A 20,727-nucleotide genomic window follows, 5' to 3' on the forward strand; every position below is an offset into this window, starting at 1 on the left:
GCGGTTGCGGTACGGGCGGACATCCACCCGGATGCCCCCTATGCCATTTCGTCACAAGAGAGATGACCCGACGGAGGCCACCGATGACGGACCGGCGCCTTCCCCTGCCCCGCTTCGTCGAAGCCGGACGGCCGGTCGCCGCGTGAGCCTCCACGCCTGCGGACTGCCTGGTCATTGGTCTTCTCCCGCTCGTGTGACGGGTGCCGTGACGCCGCAGTCGGCCGGGCCCGGACATGTGCGCGGTCCGCCCGCCGCCCAGTACCGCGCCGTCGACCCGGAACTGCTCAGGTCGCCAGTGGCAGGGACGGTGCGGGCGAGGGTCCTGGTGGTCAGAGCGGTCAGGGTGACGTAGACGAGTACCAGGAGGCAGCCATTCGAACCGTGCGGTATTCCTGCCTGGCGCTGGTGACTGAGAGGTCTCCGCCGGCGCCCCTACGGGCGCGGTCTCAGCCCGGTCATGAGTGCCCTGGTGGCCTCGGGGTCTACGGGAGACCCGGGCGTTGTCGAACCATGAGGTGGCGAGCTTCGTAGATGCTTCCTGGCCGTCGTACGCACCGCAGGTGGCGAGGAGGGAAGCTCCGAGTACTGGTCGCATCCCGGACCGAACGGCTGAAGATCACCCGCCTGCGTGCCGTCCTCCCAGGCGCCCGGCTCCCGCCAGGCGGCGGCAGCGCCGCAGGTCGACGCAGCTACGCCGTGGTTTCAGTGAGGAGAACGGCAGCTATTGGCGGGCCCCGGACGTTCCTCGTGGCTGTGACGGTCACGGCGTCCCGGACGGCACGGGCGACGTGACGTCGGCCGGCTCCGTCCACGTCCGGCGTTCGAGGAAAGGCTGACGCTGATCCCGGTGATCAAGACAGTGAACCGGGTGCTGCCGGGGCTGCTCGGTCTCGGGCTGCTCGGTCTCGGGCTGCTCGCGCTGGGCGGCGGCGTGCTACGGGGCGTCTGGATCTGCAGCGTCGTTGGGGGTTCCGACGTGTCGGGCTGGTGGCCCTTTCGTGACCCGGCCGACGTCGTCCTGGGCGCCGAGGGACGCCTAAGGTGGCGGCCCGACTCCTCGACCGCGCCCTGGAGGACGTGGTCGAGGAAGACGACCCAACCGGGCTTGTCCGCCGCATTCGGGGACGGAATCCGACCCGCCTGCTCCTGGTCGTCGCGGCCGTCACATCGCGCCTGATCGGCTTGTCGATCAGACGGCTTCTGTTCATGCACGCCGGAAGGGGCGGGGGAGTGACAGCCTGACAGGCCGTCTCGGCGGGTTGCGCCTACTCTGGAATCGAGGTATCTGCGAGGCCGGAGGTCACCATGATCATTCTCGGGGTCATCCTGCTCGTCATCGGGTTCGTGGCCGGCATTTCCATCTTGTGGACGATCGGGATCGTCCTGGTCGTGATCGGGGTCGTCCTGTGGATCCTCGGGGCGATGGGTCGCGAGGTCGGCGGACGCCGTCATTACTGGTAGCCGGCTCGGCTCCGAGCCGGCACAGCCCCGTGGCCGAGCGGATGGCCGGCGTCCTTCACCGACGCGTCCCGTGCAGCCTTGGCGCGTTTACCTGCCCCCAATGGTCCGACGCTCCTGTGTGGGTGCGGGCGCCTCGGATCTGCCCTGGGCGGGTACGGATCCCGGCCATGCGGATCGGCCGGGTGCCTGCCGCCGCGTCCTGGCGCGTTGTACCGCACCTCGCCACAGGCGAGGCAGGAAGGCGTAGAAGCGGTCGGGGAGGAACACGGCGTCCGCGACGATCATCGCGCCGGAGAAGACGGGGAGCCCCATGAGTACGGCGATGCCGATGTGCATGCCGAGCAGTACGGCCAGAACGGGGTACTTGAGCCTGCCGAAGAGCACGAACGGGAACGCGACCTGTACGAGGACCGTCACGTAGCTGGCGATCGCGATCACTGTCGGGAACGTGTCCACGAGGTGGGAGAGCGCGGGCCAGGGCTGGAACAGTTCGAGGTTCAGCGCGTAGTGCAGAGCGGTGCCGCCACCCCAGGTGGAACCCTGGACCTTGTACAGGCCGGCCGATCCGTAGAGGAAGCAGACCTGTGCGGCGATGACGAACATGCCGCAGTTGTGCACCACGGTGGTCAAGGTGGTGTGAGCGCCGCTGAGTTGCTGTGCGTAGAAGCTCCTCACCGGCTTCGGCGCGTTGCCCGCGCGAACCGTCCTGAGCCGTTCTCGGCGTGCGTCCAGGGACCAGCGCCGACCACACGCGGTGAGAACGAGATACAGGGCCATCAGCAGGACCAGGTTGTCGCCTCCGTCCGTCATGAAGATCGCTCTCGCGTGGAACGAGATCACCACGACGGCGAAGAGGACGGACATGATCCGGGTCCGCCAGCCCAGCGTGAACAGCGCGGATGTGATGAGGGCCAGCACGTAGCAGAGCTCGAAGTAGACGTGGCTCTCGGACAGGATCAGGATGCTGTTCCAGCCCGTCTGATGAAAGAGCTGCTCCGCCAGCGCGGGTGTCCAGGGGGAGCCGGGTCCCCAGATCTCGTGACGGTACGGGAACTCGCGGAGCAGGAAGATCAGGTAGAGCAGCCCGTAGCCGATGCGCAGCACCGAGGCGGCGTACAAGGACACCGGCCGGCTGGTGAGAAGTGTCCAGAGAGCGCCCGCCCGGTCGAGGAGCCGGCTGCGGGCGGGAGCGGCGAGCGGCGTCTCTCGGTCCGCAGACCGGTGTGGTGCGGCTGCCGCGGCGGGGAGCTGGGGGAGCTGCTCATTTCCCATGGGGGGTCACCTTCCACCAGGGCAGGAGCCGGTTCTCGGAGGGCACCGGCGGGCGATTCCCGGCTTTGCCCGGGGCCGCGATGGGCAGCGTGATGACTCGAAGCTGAAGGAACTCGAACGTGCCGCCGTCGTTGTGGGCGGCGACGCGGTCCGTGGCGATGTTGCTCAGATATCTCTGCAGCATCACGGCTCTTTCCGAGCGTGGTGTATCACTTCCTCCGTGTGTATCGACATAGGAGCTCCAGGCGCGCCGCAAAAGGTTCTGAGTCGTATGGCTCGGAAACGCATGGTGCTCGACTGCGGAATTGTCCGCGGCGGTGAGATCGAACCAGGGGCTCACTCTTGTCGATCCGTCAGGATCCGTGTGCGCGGTTCTCGCCAGGACCTTCCGGTTGAAGGAGTCGGGGTCCGGGGCGAAGAGCCGCCAATTCTGTTCGAAGAAGGGGTACACCCATCCGTTGACCTGGGCGCTGTACCGCTTCGACACAGGATTGGACGGGGCCACGTGAAGGAACACCATGACGACATGGACCAGAGTCGTCACCAGACACAGAGCGACGGCGGTGTGCAGTCCTGCCTTCAGTGCGCGGGCGCCCAGGGGCCACCTGTCCGTTACGACCGGCCCGTCATGACGTGGCCGGGGGGCCGTATCGGAACCGGACTGCTGGAGTTCCTTCACGGCCGCTGAGTCGGTTGCGCTCGACACCGCCCACCTTGTCCTTCTCGTCTGTGCTGCTCATGTTCGGGGTCTCTGGGGTCTCTGACCGACTGCGCGCGGTGCGCGGCGGACCCGGTGGGGGTTCCGCCGCGCACCGTCATCGGATGAACGGACTGCGTACAGCCTGCTGCCTAGCCCTCGTGGCCTTCATGACCCGCAGGCTTGTCGGCGTAGCCGTAGTGCCCGCCAGGCTGCTCGCCGTGCTCGCCGTGACCCGGCTTCCCGGGGCCCTCGTGGTGCCCGTGGTCCGGCCCGCCGTGGTCCGGGCCCCCGTGGTCAGGCCGGCCGTGGTCCGGCTTGTCGCCATGGCCCGGCCCGCCGGGCTTGCCGCCGTTCGCGCCGGCGACGTTCCCCCCGGTGATGGACCCGCCGGTCGTGTTTCCTGCGGTGTTGCCCTTCGTGTCTCCGCCGGTGGTGTTCCCGGCGGTGTTGCCCACGGTGTTCCCGGCGGTGTTGCCGGCGACGTTCCCCGAGGTGCCGCCGCCCACCAGATTGACGCTCGGCCCGCCGATGAGGCTGCCGCCGATCAGACCCAGGGTCGTACCCGTCGTTGTTCCCCCGGTGGTCGTGCCGGTCGTCGTGCCGGTCGTCGTTCCCGTCGTCGTGCCGGTGGTCGTGCCGGTCGTCGTGCCGGTCGTCGTTCCCGTCGTCGTGCCGGTGGTCGTGCCGGTGGTCGTGCCGGTCGTGGTTCCCCCGGTGGCGCACCCGCCGAGGAAGATCCTGTTGCTGTCCATGGTCACTGCGCCGTTACGGGCCAGCGCCCGTCCCTCGATGTTTGTCCCCGTTCGCAGGAAGATCGAGGTCAGCGCCATGATGGTGCCTACGAAGGTGGTGTTGGTGTTGAGTTCCGCCGAGCTCCCGATCTGCCAGAACACGTTGCACGGCGAGGCGCCGTTCGTGAGGAGGATCCGGCTGGAGGTTGCCGTCGTCAGGGCTGTGGGGATCTGGAACACCCAGACCGCGTTGGGGTTGCCCCCGGCGTTCAGGACCAGGTCACCGGTGAGTCCGACGCTGCCGGCGGGGTCCCTCGTGTAGACGCCCGGAATCAGCTCTGAGGGGCCGGATGTTCCCGAACCGATTGCCGCCGGAAGATCGAAGTCTTCGGCCTGGCCGGCCGCGTTGTTGTAGGCCGCAACCAGATCGCTCTTGGCCTGGGCGGCGTGAGCGTCCGCTGGGTGCACCGCGCCGAGTACCAGGCCGGGCGGGAAACCGGTGATGGCCGGGTTCGGGTGCGTCCCGAGGTCGTGGTCGATCACCGTGGGGCCGGTGTTGGTGACTCCCTGACCTGCCAGGACGGAGTAGCTGGCGGTCGTGCCCAGGGGCACGGGTGTCGCGATGGCCAGTGCCTGCGTCGACGTCACGGCGACCATGGTGGTGGCGACCGTTGCGGCGAGGGCCGAGGCCAGCCCGCCGGACAGAAGGCGGCGCTGAGTCGTTCGAGGAATGTGCATCTTCATCAAGAGGCCATTTTCTGTGCGGGGCCACGGCGTACCGGGCCCTACCTGTCGCCCGGGAAGCCTTCTAGCTGTCGCCGAATATTACGCGGGAAAATTTACGCACCCATGTCGAGAATGAGCGGCGAGGGGGGATTAATATAAGCAAATTAAACTTCGCCGGGCGGGATTAAAATATGCAGCCTTGTGTTATTGGCGTTCCGGAAATCGCTGAATGTGTGGGGCCTGGTCGGCTCACACCGGCCGGAGTCGCACAGGCGTCCATAGAATGGATCCCGGTGTGCACGGCGAGGTACGGCCGGCCGGGTTAAATCAAGAACGCCGCAGAATGGGCGTGGCTCGCCGTGTCTCCGAGCGCGTGCGGGGCCGTGAAGTCCCGGTCGGTGAACAGCAGGCCGCCGAGGAAGGATTCACCCGGCCCTGTGCCGCAGGGGCCCCTCATATGGTCCGTCCGGCGCCGTCAGGTGACCGCATCCGGCAGGTGCGGGCAAAGCACGGGAGACGGAAAAGGAATCGGAGCAGGCTGCGGACCCGCCGGAGAGGCAGGGCCGGAGGGCAAGGCCCGCCGGCCCGAGCGGTGGAGCGACCGGGGAAGTGGTGAGGGCGTCGATGCGATGCAGGAGTGGTCCCCTGACCGTGTCGGCGTGACGGGCAGCTGCCTCGGATCCCGCCTGACGGTGCTGCGTTCGCCCCTCACGGTCCGGCGCGTCGCCCCCCGGCGCTCACGATGTGGACATCTTGATGATGTCAGTGATGAGGTGCCGACTGTGCTCCGGGGCGAGGGCCCGGGCCCGCAGGTGGGCGTGCGTCACGCTGTACCGTTGCACGTCGGATGGCTTGTCCAGGCAGGAGCCGCTGGTGAACCTCTCCAGGTACACCACAGCCTCTCGGCTGTCGGGGAACCGCAGAACGGAGAACTGCCCCCAGAGGCCCGGGTGGGCGCCCGCGCTGTGAGGAAGGACCTGCACAGTGATGTGCGGCTCGGTGCTCAGCGCGTGCAGGTGCTCCAGTTGCTCGCGCATGATCTCCTGGCTGCCGACGACGCGTCGCAGGGCTGATTCGTCCAGTACGACCCACAGGTGCAATCGGCGAGCAAGGTCGTAGATCCGGTGCTGACGGCGAAGTCGCACCTTCAGCCGCGCGGCGGACTGGTCGACCGTGATGAGAGGGATCGTTTCCTCGATGACCGCAGCCGCGTAGGCGGGTGTCTGCAGAAGGGCGGGGATCACCATGGGGTCAAATGCGCGGATGGAGTCGGCGTGCGTCTCCAGGTCGATGTGGACGGGGTGGGGGATGTCGCCGTAGGAATGCCACCAGTTCTGCCGGCTCGATTCCCTGGCCAGCGCAGTCAGGGTGTCGACGACATGCTGGTCGGTGACGCCGTAGAGCTTGCAGAGGTCACGCACGTCGCGTGGACTGACGGCGCGGCGGCCGGTCTCCATATGACTGACCTTGGCCTGGGAGATCAGCAGTCGCTCCGCTACCTGCGTGCCGGTCAGGCCGCTGTCCTTGCGGAGCCGGCGCAGCTCCGTTCCCAGTCGCCGTCCTGTGACGGTGGGGTTGTTGTTCGCCGCCACGGGCGGTGTACCTCCGGTCCAATCCACTGCGTGCCCGAGCAGGTTGACATGGAGCACCGGCTGTCGATCACGCGCCGTGCCGCCGTGTCGCGGCGGCGGGAAACGGATTGTGACGGTGTAATTTGCCGTGCGGTGAAGGGTGACCCGGCCGCGTCATGCCGAGGGCGAGCGGAAGCTTCCCGTCGGCGATCGGAGGAAGAGGAGTTCGACGTTCTTCGCGACGCGGTGCCGCAGAACGGCCGTCAGCTGTTGGGCCGCATCGATGTATGTCCGAGGGGCGCCGCCCTCATCGCGTCATTGGTCGACCCGGACACATGAGTTTGCTTCACGTGATCAGGGGAACCTGCACGCGGTGTCAGCCCTCTTCTCCCGCGTCTCACGCACCCGGGCCCTGCGCCTCCTGCCCGCCTGGGGCGTGTTGTGGAGGGGAGTGACCGCGTCGGACCGAGCCGACAGGCGCATCAGCAGAACCAACCGTCCTGCACCCAGCCCCGCCGGTTGATGCCACCGTAGGCGAACTTGTAGGCCCAACCGTTCCTCTTGCTCTCCACGAGGAAGGTCTGGCTCTCGTGGAGGGTGCCCGTCCACGCACCGACGGGCTCGGTGCGGACGTAGAGGTCGGTGGCGCACACGGTTTCCCGGACGCCCACGGTGCCGTCCGAGCAGGTGAGTGCCGGTCCGGCGCCGAGCGGTAGCGCGGCACCGGCTGCGATGACGAGGGTGGCGGCACGGTCGGCTCGCAGTAGACGGGGTGCGCACCCTTGGTGTGGCCGACCTCGTCCCCGTACGTGAGGGCGCGCAGGAAGCCGGTCGGACCGGAGGCGCTGTTGTAGTTGGCGTAGAAGCTGGCGCCTGGCACGCGATGACCGCGTGCTGCGGTGGTATGTCGGCCCGCGCGGCGGACTGCTGAAGCGCGAACGCGGCCACGGTGACGGTTGTCGCGGCACATGTCGATCAACCGAAGGCGTAGACGGACCAGGCGCCCTGGTTGGCTCGGGCGGCGGCCCAGAGGTGGTAGCTCGACGCGCTGGTCTGCGTCCAACTGGAGAGCACCTGGGGCTTGTCGGCAGGGGCGGTGGCGACTGGCAGGCAGCGAACCGGCTTCCGCGGCGGCCGAGCATCGACCCGGCCGATGGCCAAACGGACTGTGTTCCATGAACCGGAGCGATGTCGGTGCCCGACAGGTCGGTGCGTGGACGCACGTCGTCCGTGTGCGCAGAGTGGTCTCCCGTATGTCTGATGGATCATCAGGCAAGTCGGCATCCGGTCAGCACGGGTCGCCGGGCGTTCCCGGGGGATTGCCTGAACAGGCATCGGCGACGGCGCGAAAGCCCAGGCGGGAAGCCGTCTCGCCCGGCCGGAGCGATGTTCCTCACAAACATCGAACGGGGGTGTCGGCGTACACTCGAGACCGCCCTTGACCTGCAGAAAGCAGGCAGGGAGCCGTCTTCGAGGAGTCCACAGTGCTGCGCGCTCTGTTCAAGTCCAAGACCTGACTATTTGGCGTCGCCGCAGGTCAGGGGCATCATGCACCCTCTCAGGTCAGCAAACGGTCAGCACGCGTCCCCGCCGTGTCCGCGCTTGCTGACCTTCGACCTGCAGTGCGGCGCCTGAGCATGGTTCTTGGGCCGGAACGGATGGTGTGTCACATGGCCCGACGGGTCTTGACCCCTGTGGATCCTGAGGATCTGAGAACGGACATCTCGTGGTCATGAAGCACTGTCCGCCGAAGTCCAAGGCGGACGCGGTCGCTCTGTACGAGTCGCGGCCTGAGGCGACGATCCGGCAGGTTGCCGCCGATCTCGGGGTCAATCCCGAGACCCTGCGCAACTGGGGCGGGGCAGCAGGCACGAGCCGACCGCGGGAACGGCGGACGGAGCCGCCCGCCGAGCCTCCGTCGCCGCTGGAGGAGGAACGCGAAATCCCGAGGAAGGCGGCGAAGTAATTCGCCGGGGAGACGCGCTGGTGAACCGCTTCCAGTTCGTCGCCGACCACCACTGCCACTACGGCGTGAAGCGGCTGTGCACCGCGAGTCGGACGGCACCTACGGCGTCCCGAAAGTTGGTGGTGCGCGAGTCGTCGTGACGACCCCGTCCACCCTTCGAGGCCACGACGGCGCCTTGGTCATCCGGTCCGCATCCCCGTCCGCGCCCTCCTGCTCGAACAGCGTGCTTCCTTCGTGAGCGCCCTGCCGGCGAGACCAGGGCGCGGCCGAGTGCCGGTCGAGGACCGCGCGCGTGACGGTCTCGCTGATGGCGACGAAGCGCTCGATGTTCCGCTCGTCGAGGTCGCGTACCGAGGCGCGCACCAAGGTCGCCCACACCTCCTCGAGCGGACGGCGCGTCGCCTCGCCCTTGGGCGTCAGCCGGACGCGCATGACCCGCCGGTCGTGTTCGGCGGGTTCACGTTCCACCAGTCCGCGCTCCTGCATGCGCCGCGGGAGGTCCTGCCTGACACCTACCGGGCCATCGTCGGCCTCGTCTCCGACCGCACCACCACCTGACTGCACCGCCAGCTCAGGACCGTGCATCTCCAACGCAATCACTCACCAGCTTGTCAGGGCCGGACAGTTCCCATGCCTTGCAGTCGTTGTACGGCTCCTGATCCCTGCGCCGGCTCCGGCCCGGGGGTCACGGATCCTGGTGCCCGCCGGGTGGGGCTGCCCGGCTCTCGGCGGTGCTGGGTGGACCCGGCGAGGGCTCGCCCGCCGCAAGGTGCTCCAGGACCTCCGCCAGTTCCTGGCAGGCGCGGCGCACCGACCGGCGGGTCGCACGCTGCTCGGTGATGACGGAGGCGAGAAGCAGGGCGGTCAAGGCGGCGGAACCGTTGAACGCCTGGAGCTTGGCCATGATCTCGACGTCCGTCAGGTGGAGGAACGCGCCCCGCCCGGAAGTCGCCACGAAGGTGGTGAGCACGGAGGCGAAGAGCGCGCACAGCATGCTTCCGGCGAGCTGGAAGCGGAGCGCTGCCCAGATCAGCAGGGGGAAGACGAGGAACAGCATGCTCATCTGGCTGAGCACGGCTATGGGCATGAGGACCAGGGTCGTCAGCCCCAGAAAGGCCGCCTCCTTCCAACGCCGTATCCGGAACCGTCCGGCCGGCCCCGCGAGGACGAGCAGGAGCGGGGCGACGAGCAGCACCCCCATCGTGTCGCCCACCCACCAGGCCAGCCAGACGGGCCAGAACTCGCTCTTGTCCAGGGAGCCCTTCGCCACCTGCAGTCCGACCCCCGCGGTCGCGCTGATCAGCATGGCGCCGAACCCGCCGAGGAAGACCAGGGAGAGTCCGTCCCGCAGCCGCGCCATGTCGCGCCGGAAGTCGGCCCGTCTCAGCAGCAGGAAGGCGCAGAGCGGCGCGACGGTGTTGCTCACCACGGTGACCGCTGTGGTGGGCCCCGGAGCGGTGAGGGAGGCGATGACGAGGAAGGAGCCGAGGGCGATTCCAGGCCAGACCCGCGCGCCGAGCAGCAGCAGGGCGGCGACGGCGACGCCGGTGGGCGGCCAGATGGGGGTGACCACAGCGCCTTCGACGACGAGGCGGCCCGTCAGGCCGAGTCGTCCGGCCGCGTAGTAGCAAACCGTCACGGCCAGCGACATCAGAGCCGCCTCCGTAGAAGGCCGGAACTGCCGAATATCCAACACGTCAGCCATCAGACACCGGCCGGGCCGCCACGACCGGGCAAGGACCCCTGCGTGTCGGGCGCCGCCGGACGGCCCGGGCCGGCCCGGGGACCGACCCGGCCGGAGGCGAGCCCCCACCCCCTCATTCCTCGGCCGCCGACCGGGCCGGACCGCCGTCATGGCCGACGACCAGGACGGCCGCGTCGTCCTCGTGCCCCACCGTGGCCGCCAGCTTCATGACGGCGGTGGCGAGCGCGTCGACGTCCAGCCCGGCGACGGCGGTGATCCCGGCGAGCCGCGTCACCCGGTCCAGACCCTCGTCGACGTGGAGCGAGGGCCCCTCCACCACCCCGTCGGTCAGGAGGACGAAGACGCCGTCGGCGGTGAGCCGGTGGCGCGTGGCCGGGTAGTCGATGCCGTGGAGCACACCGAGCGGAGGCCCGCCCTCGCTGTCGTCGATGCCGGAGCGGCCGTCGGCGGTGGCCCAGATGTGGGGGATGTGACCGGCCCGGGCGCACTCCAGGGTGCCGGCAGCGGGGTCGAGCCGCAGGAAGGTGCAGGTGGCGAAGAGGTCGGCGCCCAGAGAGATCAGCAGGTCGTTGGTGCGACCGAGCAGCTCTCCCGGGTCTCCGGTGACGGAGGCCAGCGCGCGCAGTGCCACGCGGACCTGTCCCATGAAGGCGGCGGCCTCGATGTTGTGCCCCTGCACGTCACCGATGGACATGCCGATCTGCCCGCCGGGCAGGGAGAAGGCGTCGTACCAGTCACCGCCGACGTTGAGCCCGTGGTTGGCGGGCTCATAGCGGACGGCCAGCCGGGCGCCCGGAACACTGGGCAGCTCCGAGGGCAGCATGCCACGCTGCAGGGCCACGGCGAGCTCGACACGGGAACGCTGCGTCTCGGCCAGCTCCCGCGCCCTGGCGGTCAGCGACCCGAGCCGGACCAGAAGGTCCTCGCTGTTGTCGGCCGGCCGTCTGCGGAACATCGATCACTCCGGCGTCACGACAATCCTCGCGTCAGCCCGTCCCGTCTCCAGCACGCGGGACCTCAGGGAACCACCTCGGTACGAACAGGTCTTTTCCTACTTTGCCCGGAGGGGACGGCGTCCGCATCTCATCGGCGGAGAACGCGGGGGATCCCGGCGGAGCCACCCCACACCGCCGGAACGAACATCGGTTCGGCGAGATCGAAGGCCTCGCCCCGCCCCTGCCCTCCGTCCGGACCGTGCGGGCCCACGCCGCGCGACTTGCCCGGCGGTCACCCGCCGCACCCGGCGCCTGCCTGACCTGGCGGCAAGGCACTGGCGGCCCCAAGGACGCCGGGCATGGACGCGCACCGAGGCCTACGTGAAAGGGCTGGGCACCGGACTCGGACGCGGACCCGACCGCGACTACCTCGGTACGTCCCCTCGTTCCCCTGCTCCCATGAGGGGCTGGCTGGTCACCGACGTTGTCGTCCCGACCGGCTATGCGGCAGCCGTCGCCGTGCGCACCCCGCAAGACGGCCCCCTTCTGTGACCGAGGAACTCGGTACCCCAGCGAGGAAACCGGTGCAGTGAGCACCGTACGACGTCGTCCCCTTGGTCCTGGCCGCACTGATCCGCCCGCGCCGCCCGTCCGTGATCCGCGGGCCGTGACGGTCGCCGAGCCTGTACCGCCCTCGCGTACGGTCACCTTCGGGCCGACGGATCTGCAGTTGGCCAGGCGTCGTCCCGGTGGCGGCCGGGTCGACTTCGGCACCGCACCGGCTCCGGTCTGACCGCACCGGAGCGGTGAACGAGGCGAGGGGGGCAGGACGTCAGCGGCTAGGGTCGGATCCAGCCCGCGCCGATAGGGCGTGCGCGGGTGGGGCCCGGCGCCCAGAAGCGCTCCGGGAGCAGTACTGCCGGGCCGTCCTCACCCTTCTCCTCCTGACCGTGGGCGGGCACCAGGCCGTCGTTCCGGTGTGCAGCCGTTTCGTGCGGCCCTGCCGCCTCACCGCAAGGAGGAGTGGACATGGGAGGGATGACCGCCAAGGCGCGAGTGGCGGATCTTGTCGTCGCGTACGCGGTCCTGCCCGACGCGACCAACGCGTGCGATGCCCTGGGCGAGGTGGTGGTGGCTGCCGACAGCTGGGTTTCAGCCAAGAAACTCCTCCGTGCCCACGGCTACCTCAAGGTCTCCAAGCGGGCCGTGAACAGCAGGATCTCGCAAGAGGCGGTCGCGGCAGCACTCACCGACCCCGGAACGGTGTTCCGCAAGCGCTTCATGACGGACACGCCATGGCCCCCTGCCGACAAGTGAGGGAAAGACCCTCCAGTACTACCGGACCCGCGCTCTCGTACGGACGCCGCGCACTGTCCCGCCCTGCCCAAGCCGACGGATCTTCGGGCCGGAATCCGTACAGACCCTTTTCGAGGGGTCTCGCCAGGAAGTGGTCGCCGCCGTCTGCCCGCACCCCCTTGGCCCGCAGGTCACAGCGCCGCGCCGCTTCCTGACCGTAGGCGCTGGAGGCACGTTGTAGAGCAACTCGTAAGGCAAGTTGCGGCAAGCCGCGCGGTCCTCGTTCCCGGCTGCTGCCGGCGTCCTGACGGCCATGTGCGCGCTGCGGAGCACCGGCACGCACGAATGCCGGCTCCGGCTCGGTCTCCAGACTTCGACGGGCCTGAAAGTCTGCAGGCAGCCGATGGTCCAGGGCACGGCTCTTTCGGCAGCACTCGGCCAGGGGCGCGAGCTCACCGTGCAGGTCGGCAGGACAGGGAGCCGACAGGAGCTGCATCGGTCCTGGGACCGAGGATCCGATCCGGTTACGCCGGACCGGATCCCCACGGCCTGCTGCGGAGGAGCGGGCCCCAGAGGGTGAGAAGCCGACGCCGCGGCCTACCCGACACGTCGCAACCGGACCACGGCGCTGGCGTGATCGCCCTGCGGCAGGCCGGGCAGCGGAAGGCCGAAGGCCGTCAAGGCCGCCCCGGACCACTCCGCACCGGTGTCCTCGTTCCGGTAGCGGGCCTCGGTGTCCAGCTCGCGCAGGCGGAGAGGCGTTCCGGCGGGCCCGAACCGGGTGCTGGGCCGCCAGACCAGGACGACCGAGCGGTCGGCTTCGTCGTCCACGAACTGCACCGCCGTCAGCGGGCCGTCACCGGGGTGCAGCAGGCGGTGGAGCCGGCCGTGCTGGACCACTGGGCGGATGTCCTTGTACAGCCGCACGAGGTCGGCGGCCTCGGCCAGCTCGTCCTGCGTCCAGCGGGTCAGGTCGCCGCCGACACCGAGCACGCCGGCCATCGCGCAGTGGAACCGGAACCGCAGCGGGAGCGAGCGCCGGGTCAGCGGATTCGGGCTGTCGGTCACCCACGCCGACATCACCTGTGCCGGGTACGCCTGGCTGAAGCCGTGGTGAATGGAGAGCCGGTCGACGGCATCGGTGTTGTCGGACGGCCAGACCTGGTCGGTGCGGGCGAGGATCCCCGGATCGACCCTGCCGCCGCCGCCCGCGCACGACTCGATGCGCAGCCGGGGGAACTCGGCCCGCAGCCGGTCCATCACGCGGTGGACGCCCCGTGCGTGGGCGATGTGGACCTGACGTGCGGCCGGACCGCCCGTGTGCGTGCCGGCTTCGGTGAAGGACCGGTTGAAGTCCCATTTGAGGAAGTCGACGGTGTTGTCGGCGACCACCCGCCGTAGCCAGGCGTACGCCCAGTCGCCCACCTCGGGCCGGGCGAAGTCCAGCACCAGCTGGTGACGGAGCTCGGTGGCGGTGCGGTCCGGGAGGTGCACCACCCACTCCGGGTGCTCCCGGTACAGCTCACTGTCGGCGTTGACCATCTCCGGCTCCACCCACAGGCCGAACGCCATGCCGAGCCGGTGCACCTCGTCCGCGAGCGGTCGCAGACCACGGGGGAAGCGGTGCCGGTGCGGTGACCAGTCGCCGAGCCCGGCGCGGTCACCGTCGCGTTTGCCGAACCAGCCGTCGTCGACGACGAACAGCTCGGCTCCCAGGGCCGCCGCGCGTTCGGCCAGGGCCAGCTGGTTGTCCTCGGAGACGTCGAAGCCGGTCGCCTCCCAGGAGTTGTACAGAACCGGCCGGAGCTCGTGGGGGTGGGGGAGGACGTGCCGTCGCAGATAGGTGTGGAAGGCGCGGCTCGCGGCCCCGAACCCGTCCGCCGCGTACAGCGCGGTGCTGACCGGTGTCGTGTGGCACAGACCGGGCCCGAGTTCCACCTCGGTGCCCTCGTGGCCCTCCGCGGCCAGGACGCCGACGCGTCCGGCGGCGGTGCGCTGCGCCGTGATGCGCCAGTTGCCGCTGGTGGCCAGGGCCACCATCCAGACTTCGCCGTGCTCCTCGCCGGCGTCCCCGGCGTCCAGGGAGACCCAGGGGCCGGCCTGGTGCCCCGTGTGGCCGCGGCGGCTGCCGAGGACGGTCTCCCCCGCCGCCAGGTCCGTCCGCTCCAAGCGGCTCTCGGCCGCCCACCCGCCGTGTACGGCGCCGAGCCGCCATGCCGTGCGGTGGGGCAGCGGCCAGTGGGCCGAGGCGTACCGCGTGAGCAGGACCGGAGCGTCTCCCGGGCCCCCGGTGTGTCGGAGCACCGTCCACCGCTCCAGGACATCACCGCCCGGGGGGAGCCGGTAGTGCAGTTCCCAGGCCAGTGGGCGGACGCGGTCGCGCACGGAGACGACGACATGGCCCGCCTCAGGGACGGCGAGGGCATCGATGCGGGGTTCGACCGGGCTGGTGCCGTCGGCGAACCGCACCTCCAGGGCGGGGGCGCCGAAGCGGGCACCGCCCTCGACCGGGTACTCCTCGACGCCGTCCCAGCGGCCGGCGAAGCTGTTGTCGTGGTCGGCCCAGACCGGCAGGACGATCGCGTCGGCCAGGGGCAGCGGTGCGCCCCAGTGCACGTGGAGGGCGGTCCCGGCGTGGCGGTCGACCCGCAGGACGTAGCAGGACGCGGGGCCGCGCAGGACGACGGTCCCGCTCGCCTCGTCGGTCTCCACCGACCTCGTCACGAGGAGGGGCGACGGTGTGGGGGACAGGGCGGACATTCCTCCTCCTTCCTTTCCCCGCGCTTCGACGGGGTACGGGCGGTGGCAGCGCGCATCGAGGATCTGCTCACGGGCGGCGCTCCGCCGGGCGCTCGCGCACCACGACGACCTCCCCGGCGGGGACGACCGCCCGGCCGTCCCGCACCGTCGCCCCGAACAGCCCCGTCCCGTCGGCCGGGACCGACCGGGTGCTGTCGGTGTGGTTGACGAGGAACAGGTACGAGCCGTCGGGGCCGGCGCGCCGCACGGCTTCCAGCCCTGGCGGGCCGTCGACGACGGGTTCGGCGCCGCCCTGCCCGCACACCGACCGCACCAGGTCGCGCAGCTTCTCCGGGGGGAGGCGCGTGCCCGCGTACCAGGCGGTTCCCCTGCCGTACCGGTTGCGGGTGACGGCGGGTCCGCCGCGGGCCGGACCGCCGTCGGGGGTGTCGGCGAAGCTCAGCACGGTGTCGCACCCCCGGGGTTCGATGTGCTCCGCCCAGCGGACGGCGTCGCCCCCGCCGTCGAGCCGGGCGGTCTCCCCTGTGCGCAGGGGGAGGTACTCGTCGACCTGGAGGCCCAGGACGTCGCGCAGGGCGCCCGGGTGGCCGCCGAGGCGCACCCGGTCGTGGTGGTCGACGACCCCGCTGAAGTATCCGACCGCCAGTTGCCCTCCGCGCTCGACGTACCGGGTGACGTTCTTGGCGTCGTCGTCGGACAGGAGGTAGAGGTTCGGTGCGAGCACGGCCCGGTAGGACGACAGGTCCGCACCGGGCGGGACGAGGTCGCAGGTGATGTTGAGGCTCCACAGGGCCTCGTACCAGTCCCGGACCGCATCGAGGTAGCGCACCTGGCCGGAGGGACGGGCCTCGAGTTCCAGGGCCCACCACGTCTGCCAGTCGAACAGTACGGCGACCTCGCTGAGGACGCGGGTGCCGACCACCTCGGTGAGGTCCGCGAGGTCGGCTCCGAGCCGGCTGACCTCCTTCCAGACGCGGCTGCCGGTCCCCCCGTGGGGCAGCATGGCCGAGTGCCACTTCTCGGCTCCGGCACGGGACTGCCGCCATTGGAAGAACAGCACGCCGTCCGCTCCGCGTGCCAGGTGCGTGAGGCTGTTGCGGCGGGTCTCGTCCGGTTTCTTGGCCACGTTGACCGGCTGCCAGTTGACGGCGGAGGTGGAGTGCTCCATCAGGAGCCACGGCCGCCCACCGGCCATGCCCCGTGCGAGGTCGGCGTTGAGGGCCAGGCCGATGTGCCCCTCGGGGTCCGCCGCGGTGAGGTAGTGGTCGACGGACACGAGATCGCACTCGGCCGCGAAGGCGTGCCCGTCGACCTTCTTCTCCAGAGTCCCCATCAGGTTGGTGGTGAGGGGTATGCCCGGCGCGACCCGGCGCAGGATGCGGGACTCCGCGCGGTGCCGGGCCAGGAGGGCGTCGGAGGAGAAACGGCGGAAGTCGAGGTCCTGCCCCGGGTTGTGGAAGGCCGTGGTGTCCCGCGGCGGGTCGATCTCCTCCCATTCCCCGTACCGCTGGCTCCAGAAGTCCGTTCCCCAGGCCTCGTTGAGCGCGTCGAGGGAGCCGTGGCGTGCCCGCAGCCAGTCCCGGAACGCGTCGGCACTGGTGTCGCAGTAGCAGAGGGCGTTGTGGTTGCCCCACTCGTTGTGGACGTGCCACAGGACGACCGCCGGGTGGGCGCGGTACCGGGTGGCCAGGGCCTCGACGAGGGCGTCGGCTGCCTCGGCGTAGGCGGGGTGGCTGGGGCAGAACACCTGCCGGCTGCCGTGGGACAGACGGGTCCCGCTCGCCGTCACCGGCCGGGCCGACGGATGTGCCCGGGTGAACCAGGGGGGCGGGGCGGCGGTGGGGGTGGCGAGGTCGACGCCGATGCCGTTGTCGTGCACGAGGTCCAGGACCTCGTCGAGCAGGCTCCAGTCGTACGTGCCGGGCCGCGGCTGGATGCGGGACCAGGAGAACACTCCCATGGTCACGAGGTTGACACCCGCGGCGCGCATCAGCCGGACGTCCTCCCGCCACACCTCCCGCGGCCACTGCTCGGGGTTGTAGTCGCCGCCGTAGGCGATGCCGCCGATGCGGTCGTTGAGCAGGGTCAGGGGGTGGGTCATGACTTCACCGCTCCGGCGGCCAGTCCGGCGCGCCAGTAGCGCTGCAGGAGAAGGAACGTGAGGACGATGGGGACGACGGAGACGAGCGCTCCGACGATGGTGAGGCTCTGCAGTCCGGGCAGGCGGCTGGTCTGGGACTGCCAGGTGAACAGGCCGAGCGTGACGGGGTAGAGGCGGTCGTCCTGCAGCATGACCAGCGGCAGCAGGAAGTTGTTCCAGATGACGACGAACTGGAAGAGGAAGACGGTGACGAGGGCCGGTGCCATCAGGGGCAGGGCAAGGGTGCGGAAGACGCGGAACTCGCCGGCCCCGTCCATGCGGGCGGCTTCGATCACCTCGTCCGGGACGGACGCCGCCGCGAAGATGCGCGAGAGGTACACACCGAACGGGCTGACGACGCTGGGCAGGAACACGGACCAGAAGGTGTCGGTGGCGTCGAATTCGGCGAACAGGAGGAAGAGCGGCAGTGCCAGCGCGGTCGCGGGCACGAGCACCCCGCCGAGGATGACCGAGAACACCGCCTCCCGGCCCCGGAAGGTGTACGTGGCGAGGGCGTAGCCGGCTGCCGCGGCCAGGGCCGTGGCCACCCCCGCGCCCGCGCCCGCGTAGAGCAGGCTGTTGAGGAGCCAGCGGCCGAACACGCCGTCCTGCTGGGTGAAGAGGGAGGCGAGGTTGTCGCCGAGATGCCACTCGGCCGGAAGGAGACCGGGCGTGCTGACCAGATCGCTCTGGTTCTTGGTCGCCGCGACGATCAGCCAGTAGACCGGAAGCAGCATGTAGCAGGCGGCGAGGACCATGAACACCATGGCACCCGCCGTCGCCCGTCCGCTGCCGCCCGGACGGCGAGGACGTGCCGGAGGAGCCGGGTGCGCGCCCTCGGTACGGATCAGCATGCTCATGCCTGCCTCCTCGTGGTGAACCGCAGGAAGGCGAAGGAGAGCAGGAAGGTCACCAGCGCCAGGAGGACGGACAGGGCCGCCGCCCCGCTGTAGTCGTCGCCGGAGGCGAGCGAGTAGGCGGCCAGATTGGGCGTGAAGGTGCTGGTCACGCTCGTGGAGATGGACCGGAACACCTGCGGTTCGGTGAACAGCTGGAACGTGCCGATGATGGAGAACACTCCGGTCAGGACCAGCGCCGGGCGGATGATCGGGATCTTGACGCGCAGCGCGATCGTCCAGCCGCTCGCGCCGTCCACCCGGGCGGCCTCACCGATGTCGGTGGGAACCGCCTGCAGGGCCGCGTACAGGATCAGCATGTTGTAGCCGGTGTACGTCCACGTGACGACGTTCCCGATGGACCACAGGATGGCGTCCGCCCCCAGGAGGTCGACGCGCAGGCCCAGGGAGCGCAGCCCGTCGACGACCGGTGAGAGACGGGGGTCGTACAGGAAGGCCCACATCAGGGCCGCGACGACGCCCGGTATCCCGTACGGCACGAAGTAGACGAGGCGGAAGAACCGCTTGCAGCGGGCCACCGCCGAGTCCAGCAACAGGGCCAGGACCAGGGAGAGCAGCAGCATGACGGGGATCTGCACGAGGGCGAAGAGGGCGACGCGCAGGACGCTGTCCAGGAGGAACGGCGAGGAGAGGACCTCGGCGTACTGCTCGAACCCGGCGAAGACCGTACGGGTCCGGCCGAACGTGCCGCCCGTGCGTTCGGTCTTCTGCAGGCTCTGCCAGAAGGCGTAGCCGACGGGCACGACGGTGAAGAGGACGAAGGGGACGAGGAAGGGGAACAGGAAGAGGTACGGCGCCGCGGTGCGGCGGGGCCGCCGGTGCGGGGAGGGGGGAGTGGTGGTCGAGGTCACGCGAAGCCTTCGGGAAGGTGCCTGCCCCTGCCGCGTGGCCACGGCAGGGACGGGATCGGGGCGGGGGCCGTCTACTCGGTCACGTCGAGCGACTGCTTGCGCAGGGACTCGGCGCTCTGGGCGTCGGTCTGCTTCAGGACGTCGCCGAGGGTGGAGCCGCCACCGAGGGCACGCGCCGTGCCGTCGCTCAGGAAGCGGTAGGTGTCCGTCATGGTGGGCCCCCAGGTGAAGCCGGTGTCGACCCCGGCGGAGGCTTCCGCGAAGACGTCGAAGACCGGCTGCCGCCCGTAGAAGTCGACCGGCTTCTTCAGCGCCGGCAGGTCGAGACCTGCCTTCGCCGCCGGGTACAGACCACCCTCGCGGTTGAGGATCTCCAGCGCCTTCGGGTCCGTGTTGAGCCAGAGCGCGAACTGCGACGCCTCGGCCGGGTGCTTGGAGCCGGCGAGCACGGCGGTCGTCGACCCGCCCCAGTTCCCGGCCCGCTTCTCGCCCGCCTTCCACTGCGGCATGGGTGCGACGGCCCACTTTCCGGAGGTCGCCTTGGCGTTGTCCCGGATGGTGCTGTAGCCCCACGCGGCGCTGATCCAGGTGACCACCTCGCCGGAGTTCCACGACTTGTACAGCGCCGGCGAGAAGCCCTGCAGGTCGGTGGCGACGAGCTCGTCGTCGATCATGTTCTGCCAGTAGTCGGCCACCTGCCTGCTCTCGGGCCGGTCGACGGTGACCTTCCAGGCGTCGCCCTCGCGCTCGAACAGGGTGGCCTCGTTCTGCCACAGCAGCCCGGTGAACCAGTTGGGGTCGGTCTGCGAGAAGTGGGTGATGTACTTGCCCGCCGCCCTGACCTTCCGCGCGGCGGCCTCGTACTCCTGCCAGGTCTTCGGAACGGCTATGCCGAGGTCCTCGAAGACGTCCTTGCGGTAGAACAGCGCCATCGGTCCCGTGTCCTGCGGCACCGCCCACACCCCGTCCTCGCCTCCGGCCCCGAACTCGACCTGGGACCAGGTCCAGTCCGCGAACCGGGTCTCGGCCTCGGTGACCCCCGAGCACGACGAGATGTCCCGCAGGCCTTCCTTGAGACGGAAGCTCGCCAGCGAGTCGTACTCGATCTGCCCCAGGTCGGGGGCCTTGCCGGCCTTGAGCGCGTTGGACAGGTTCTGGTAGGTGCCCGCGTTGCCCGACGGCGTGTTCTTCAACTCGACCTGAATGTCGGGGTGCTCCTTGTTCCACAGGGCGACGGCCTGCTCCATGCCCGGCACCCATGACCAGTACTGCAGCGTGACCTTGCCCGGGGTCGCCTCACAGGTGCCCGCCGCGCTCTCCTCGGTGCCGCCACCGCAACCGGTCACCACGGCGAGGGCCAGGGCCACACCGCCGACCGTCCAGCGTCTGCTCACAGAGGTCCGACGGGGCATCGCCATGAAAGTCGCTCCTTGTTCCGAGGATCCGCTTCGGCGAAGCGGTGGCCGCCACCTCACAACGGCGAAAGGTTCATGTCAAGAGCCCGGGCGTGATTCTCCTGGAAACGATGGCGGTCCACACATGTGCAGATTGAGGGAAGGAGCCGATTGAACCCCTTCTGAGCTGGCCTTATTTGATGATCTGCGGCATGGGTGTCTTGGTGAGGGGTCGATGCGTAATCGATTACGTCTCATGCGTTCCGCGCCGATGTCTCGTGGGCTGTGTGGAGCGGTCGGGT

16 protein-coding genes are annotated in these 20,727 nt (G+C 69.8%); 3 read left to right on the forward strand and 13 right to left on the reverse strand.

Annotated elements, in window-relative coordinates; translation table 11 throughout:
• Positions 1–1,305: 1,305 nt before the first annotated feature.
• Positions 1,306–1,461, forward strand: a complete 156-nt coding sequence (locus ACFWUY_RS36420; protein ID WP_384120173.1) for a DUF6131 family protein — start codon at positions 1,306–1,308, stop codon at positions 1,459–1,461.
• A gap of 87 nt (positions 1,462–1,548) precedes the next feature.
• Here ACFWUY_RS36420 and ACFWUY_RS36425 read toward each other — a convergent pair whose 3' ends face one another.
• From ACFWUY_RS36425 to ACFWUY_RS36445, 5 genes are all read right to left on the reverse strand, one after another.
• Positions 1,549–2,733: an HTTM domain-containing protein gene (locus ACFWUY_RS36425; protein ID WP_384120176.1), complete on the reverse strand. Its 1,185-nt coding sequence runs from the start codon at positions 2,731–2,733 to the stop codon at positions 1,549–1,551.
• Complete coding sequence (locus ACFWUY_RS36430; protein WP_384120240.1) at positions 2,723–3,331, reverse strand: DUF5819 family protein; 609 nt, start codon at positions 3,329–3,331, stop codon at positions 2,723–2,725. The genes ACFWUY_RS36425 and ACFWUY_RS36430 overlap by 11 nt, the downstream gene beginning before the upstream one ends.
• A gap of 251 nt (positions 3,332–3,582) precedes the next feature.
• The gene (locus tag ACFWUY_RS36435; RefSeq protein ID WP_384120179.1) at positions 3,583–4,908 is read right to left on the reverse strand and encodes an ice-binding family protein; all 1,326 of its coding nucleotides are present in this window, start codon (positions 4,906–4,908) and stop codon (positions 3,583–3,585) included.
• Positions 4,909–5,627: 719 nt separating this feature from the next.
• On the reverse strand, positions 5,628–6,482 hold the full coding sequence (locus ACFWUY_RS36440) for a helix-turn-helix domain-containing protein (RefSeq protein ID WP_384120182.1): 855 nt from the start codon (positions 6,480–6,482) through the stop codon (positions 5,628–5,630).
• 461 nt (positions 6,483–6,943) lie between these two features.
• Positions 6,944–7,132 (reverse strand): hypothetical protein, encoded by a 189-nt coding sequence (locus ACFWUY_RS36445; RefSeq protein WP_384120187.1) that lies wholly within the window; start codon positions 7,130–7,132, stop codon positions 6,944–6,946.
• 1,061 nt (positions 7,133–8,193) lie between these two features.
• Here ACFWUY_RS36445 and ACFWUY_RS36450 point away from each other — a divergent pair.
• A complete protein-coding gene (locus tag ACFWUY_RS36450) occupies positions 8,194–8,427 on the forward strand; it encodes a transposase (protein WP_384120190.1) in 234 nt (77 codons plus the stop codon).
• A gap of 99 nt (positions 8,428–8,526) precedes the next feature.
• Here the strand turns inward: ACFWUY_RS36450 and ACFWUY_RS36455 are convergent, their stop codons facing one another.
• From ACFWUY_RS36455 to ACFWUY_RS36465, 3 genes are all read right to left on the reverse strand, one after another.
• A complete protein-coding gene (locus ACFWUY_RS36455) occupies positions 8,527–9,012 on the reverse strand; it encodes a MarR family winged helix-turn-helix transcriptional regulator (RefSeq protein WP_384120241.1) in 486 nt (161 codons plus the stop codon).
• Positions 9,013–9,112: 100 nt separating this feature from the next.
• Positions 9,113–10,132, reverse strand: coding sequence for an MASE1 domain-containing protein (locus tag ACFWUY_RS36460; protein WP_384120192.1), 1,020 nt, complete (start codon positions 10,130–10,132; stop codon positions 9,113–9,115).
• Between the two features lie 112 nt (positions 10,133–10,244).
• The gene (locus ACFWUY_RS36465) at positions 10,245–11,087 is read right to left on the reverse strand and encodes a PP2C family protein-serine/threonine phosphatase (RefSeq protein ID WP_384120195.1); all 843 of its coding nucleotides are present in this window, start codon (positions 11,085–11,087) and stop codon (positions 10,245–10,247) included.
• 1,009 nt (positions 11,088–12,096) lie between these two features.
• Here ACFWUY_RS36465 and ACFWUY_RS36470 point away from each other — a divergent pair.
• Complete coding sequence (locus tag ACFWUY_RS36470) at positions 12,097–12,384, forward strand: hypothetical protein (RefSeq protein ID WP_384120198.1); 288 nt, start codon at positions 12,097–12,099, stop codon at positions 12,382–12,384.
• A 576-nt stretch (positions 12,385–12,960) separates the two neighbouring features.
• Here the strand turns inward: ACFWUY_RS36470 and ACFWUY_RS36475 are convergent.
• The 5 genes from ACFWUY_RS36475 to ACFWUY_RS36495 all read right to left on the reverse strand — a co-directional run bounded on the left by ACFWUY_RS36475 (position 12,961) and on the right by ACFWUY_RS36495 (position 20,449).
• On the reverse strand, positions 12,961–15,123 hold the full coding sequence (locus tag ACFWUY_RS36475) for an alpha-galactosidase (RefSeq protein ID WP_384120201.1): 2,163 nt from the start codon (positions 15,121–15,123) through the stop codon (positions 12,961–12,963).
• 67 nt (positions 15,124–15,190) lie between these two features.
• Positions 15,191–17,224, reverse strand: coding sequence for a beta-galactosidase (locus ACFWUY_RS36480; protein WP_384120203.1), 2,034 nt, complete (start codon positions 17,222–17,224; stop codon positions 15,191–15,193).
• Positions 17,221–18,123: a carbohydrate ABC transporter permease gene (locus ACFWUY_RS36485; protein WP_384120206.1), complete on the reverse strand. Its 903-nt coding sequence runs from the start codon at positions 18,121–18,123 to the stop codon at positions 17,221–17,223. The genes ACFWUY_RS36480 and ACFWUY_RS36485 overlap by 4 nt, the downstream gene beginning before the upstream one ends.
• Positions 18,120–19,031: a carbohydrate ABC transporter permease gene (locus ACFWUY_RS36490; protein WP_384120209.1), complete on the reverse strand. Its 912-nt coding sequence runs from the start codon at positions 19,029–19,031 to the stop codon at positions 18,120–18,122. The genes ACFWUY_RS36485 and ACFWUY_RS36490 overlap by 4 nt, the downstream gene beginning before the upstream one ends.
• Positions 19,032–19,102: 71 nt before the next feature.
• Complete coding sequence (locus ACFWUY_RS36495; protein ID WP_384120212.1) at positions 19,103–20,449, reverse strand: ABC transporter substrate-binding protein; 1,347 nt, start codon at positions 20,447–20,449, stop codon at positions 19,103–19,105.
• Positions 20,450–20,727: the final 278 nt, after the last annotated feature.

Source organism: Streptomyces sp. NPDC058664 (genome assembly GCF_042716635.1).
Lineage (GTDB): Bacteria > Actinomycetota > Actinomycetes > Streptomycetales > Streptomycetaceae > Streptomyces.

What these genes read in the sequence shown, in the direction of transcription:
- ACFWUY_RS36420 (WP_384120173.1), top strand. Translation starts at nt 1,306, where the DNA reads ATGATCATTCTCGGGGTCATCCTGCTCGTCATCGGGTTCGTGGCCGGC.
- ACFWUY_RS36425 (WP_384120176.1), bottom strand. Translation starts at nt 2,733, where the DNA reads ATGGGAAATGAGCAGCTCCCCCAGCTCCCCGCCGCGGCAGCCGCACCA.
- ACFWUY_RS36435 (WP_384120179.1), bottom strand. Translation starts at nt 4,908, where the DNA reads ATGAAGATGCACATTCCTCGAACGACTCAGCGCCGCCTTCTGTCCGGC.
- ACFWUY_RS36450 (WP_384120190.1), top strand. Translation starts at nt 8,194, where the DNA reads ATGAAGCACTGTCCGCCGAAGTCCAAGGCGGACGCGGTCGCTCTGTAC.
- ACFWUY_RS36455 (WP_384120241.1), bottom strand. Translation starts at nt 9,012, where the DNA reads ATGCACGGTCCTGAGCTGGCGGTGCAGTCAGGTGGTGGTGCGGTCGGA.
- ACFWUY_RS36460 (WP_384120192.1), bottom strand. Translation starts at nt 10,132, where the DNA reads ATGGCTGACGTGTTGGATATTCGGCAGTTCCGGCCTTCTACGGAGGCG.
- ACFWUY_RS36465 (WP_384120195.1), bottom strand. Translation starts at nt 11,087, where the DNA reads ATGTTCCGCAGACGGCCGGCCGACAACAGCGAGGACCTTCTGGTCCGG.
- ACFWUY_RS36470 (WP_384120198.1), top strand. Translation starts at nt 12,097, where the DNA reads ATGGGAGGGATGACCGCCAAGGCGCGAGTGGCGGATCTTGTCGTCGCG.
- ACFWUY_RS36475 (WP_384120201.1), bottom strand. Translation starts at nt 15,123, where the DNA reads ATGTCCGCCCTGTCCCCCACACCGTCGCCCCTCCTCGTGACGAGGTCG.
- ACFWUY_RS36480 (WP_384120203.1), bottom strand. Translation starts at nt 17,224, where the DNA reads ATGACCCACCCCCTGACCCTGCTCAACGACCGCATCGGCGGCATCGCC.
- ACFWUY_RS36485 (WP_384120206.1), bottom strand. Translation starts at nt 18,123, where the DNA reads ATGAGCATGCTGATCCGTACCGAGGGCGCGCACCCGGCTCCTCCGGCA.
- ACFWUY_RS36495 (WP_384120212.1), bottom strand. Translation starts at nt 20,449, where the DNA reads ATGGCGATGCCCCGTCGGACCTCTGTGAGCAGACGCTGGACGGTCGGC.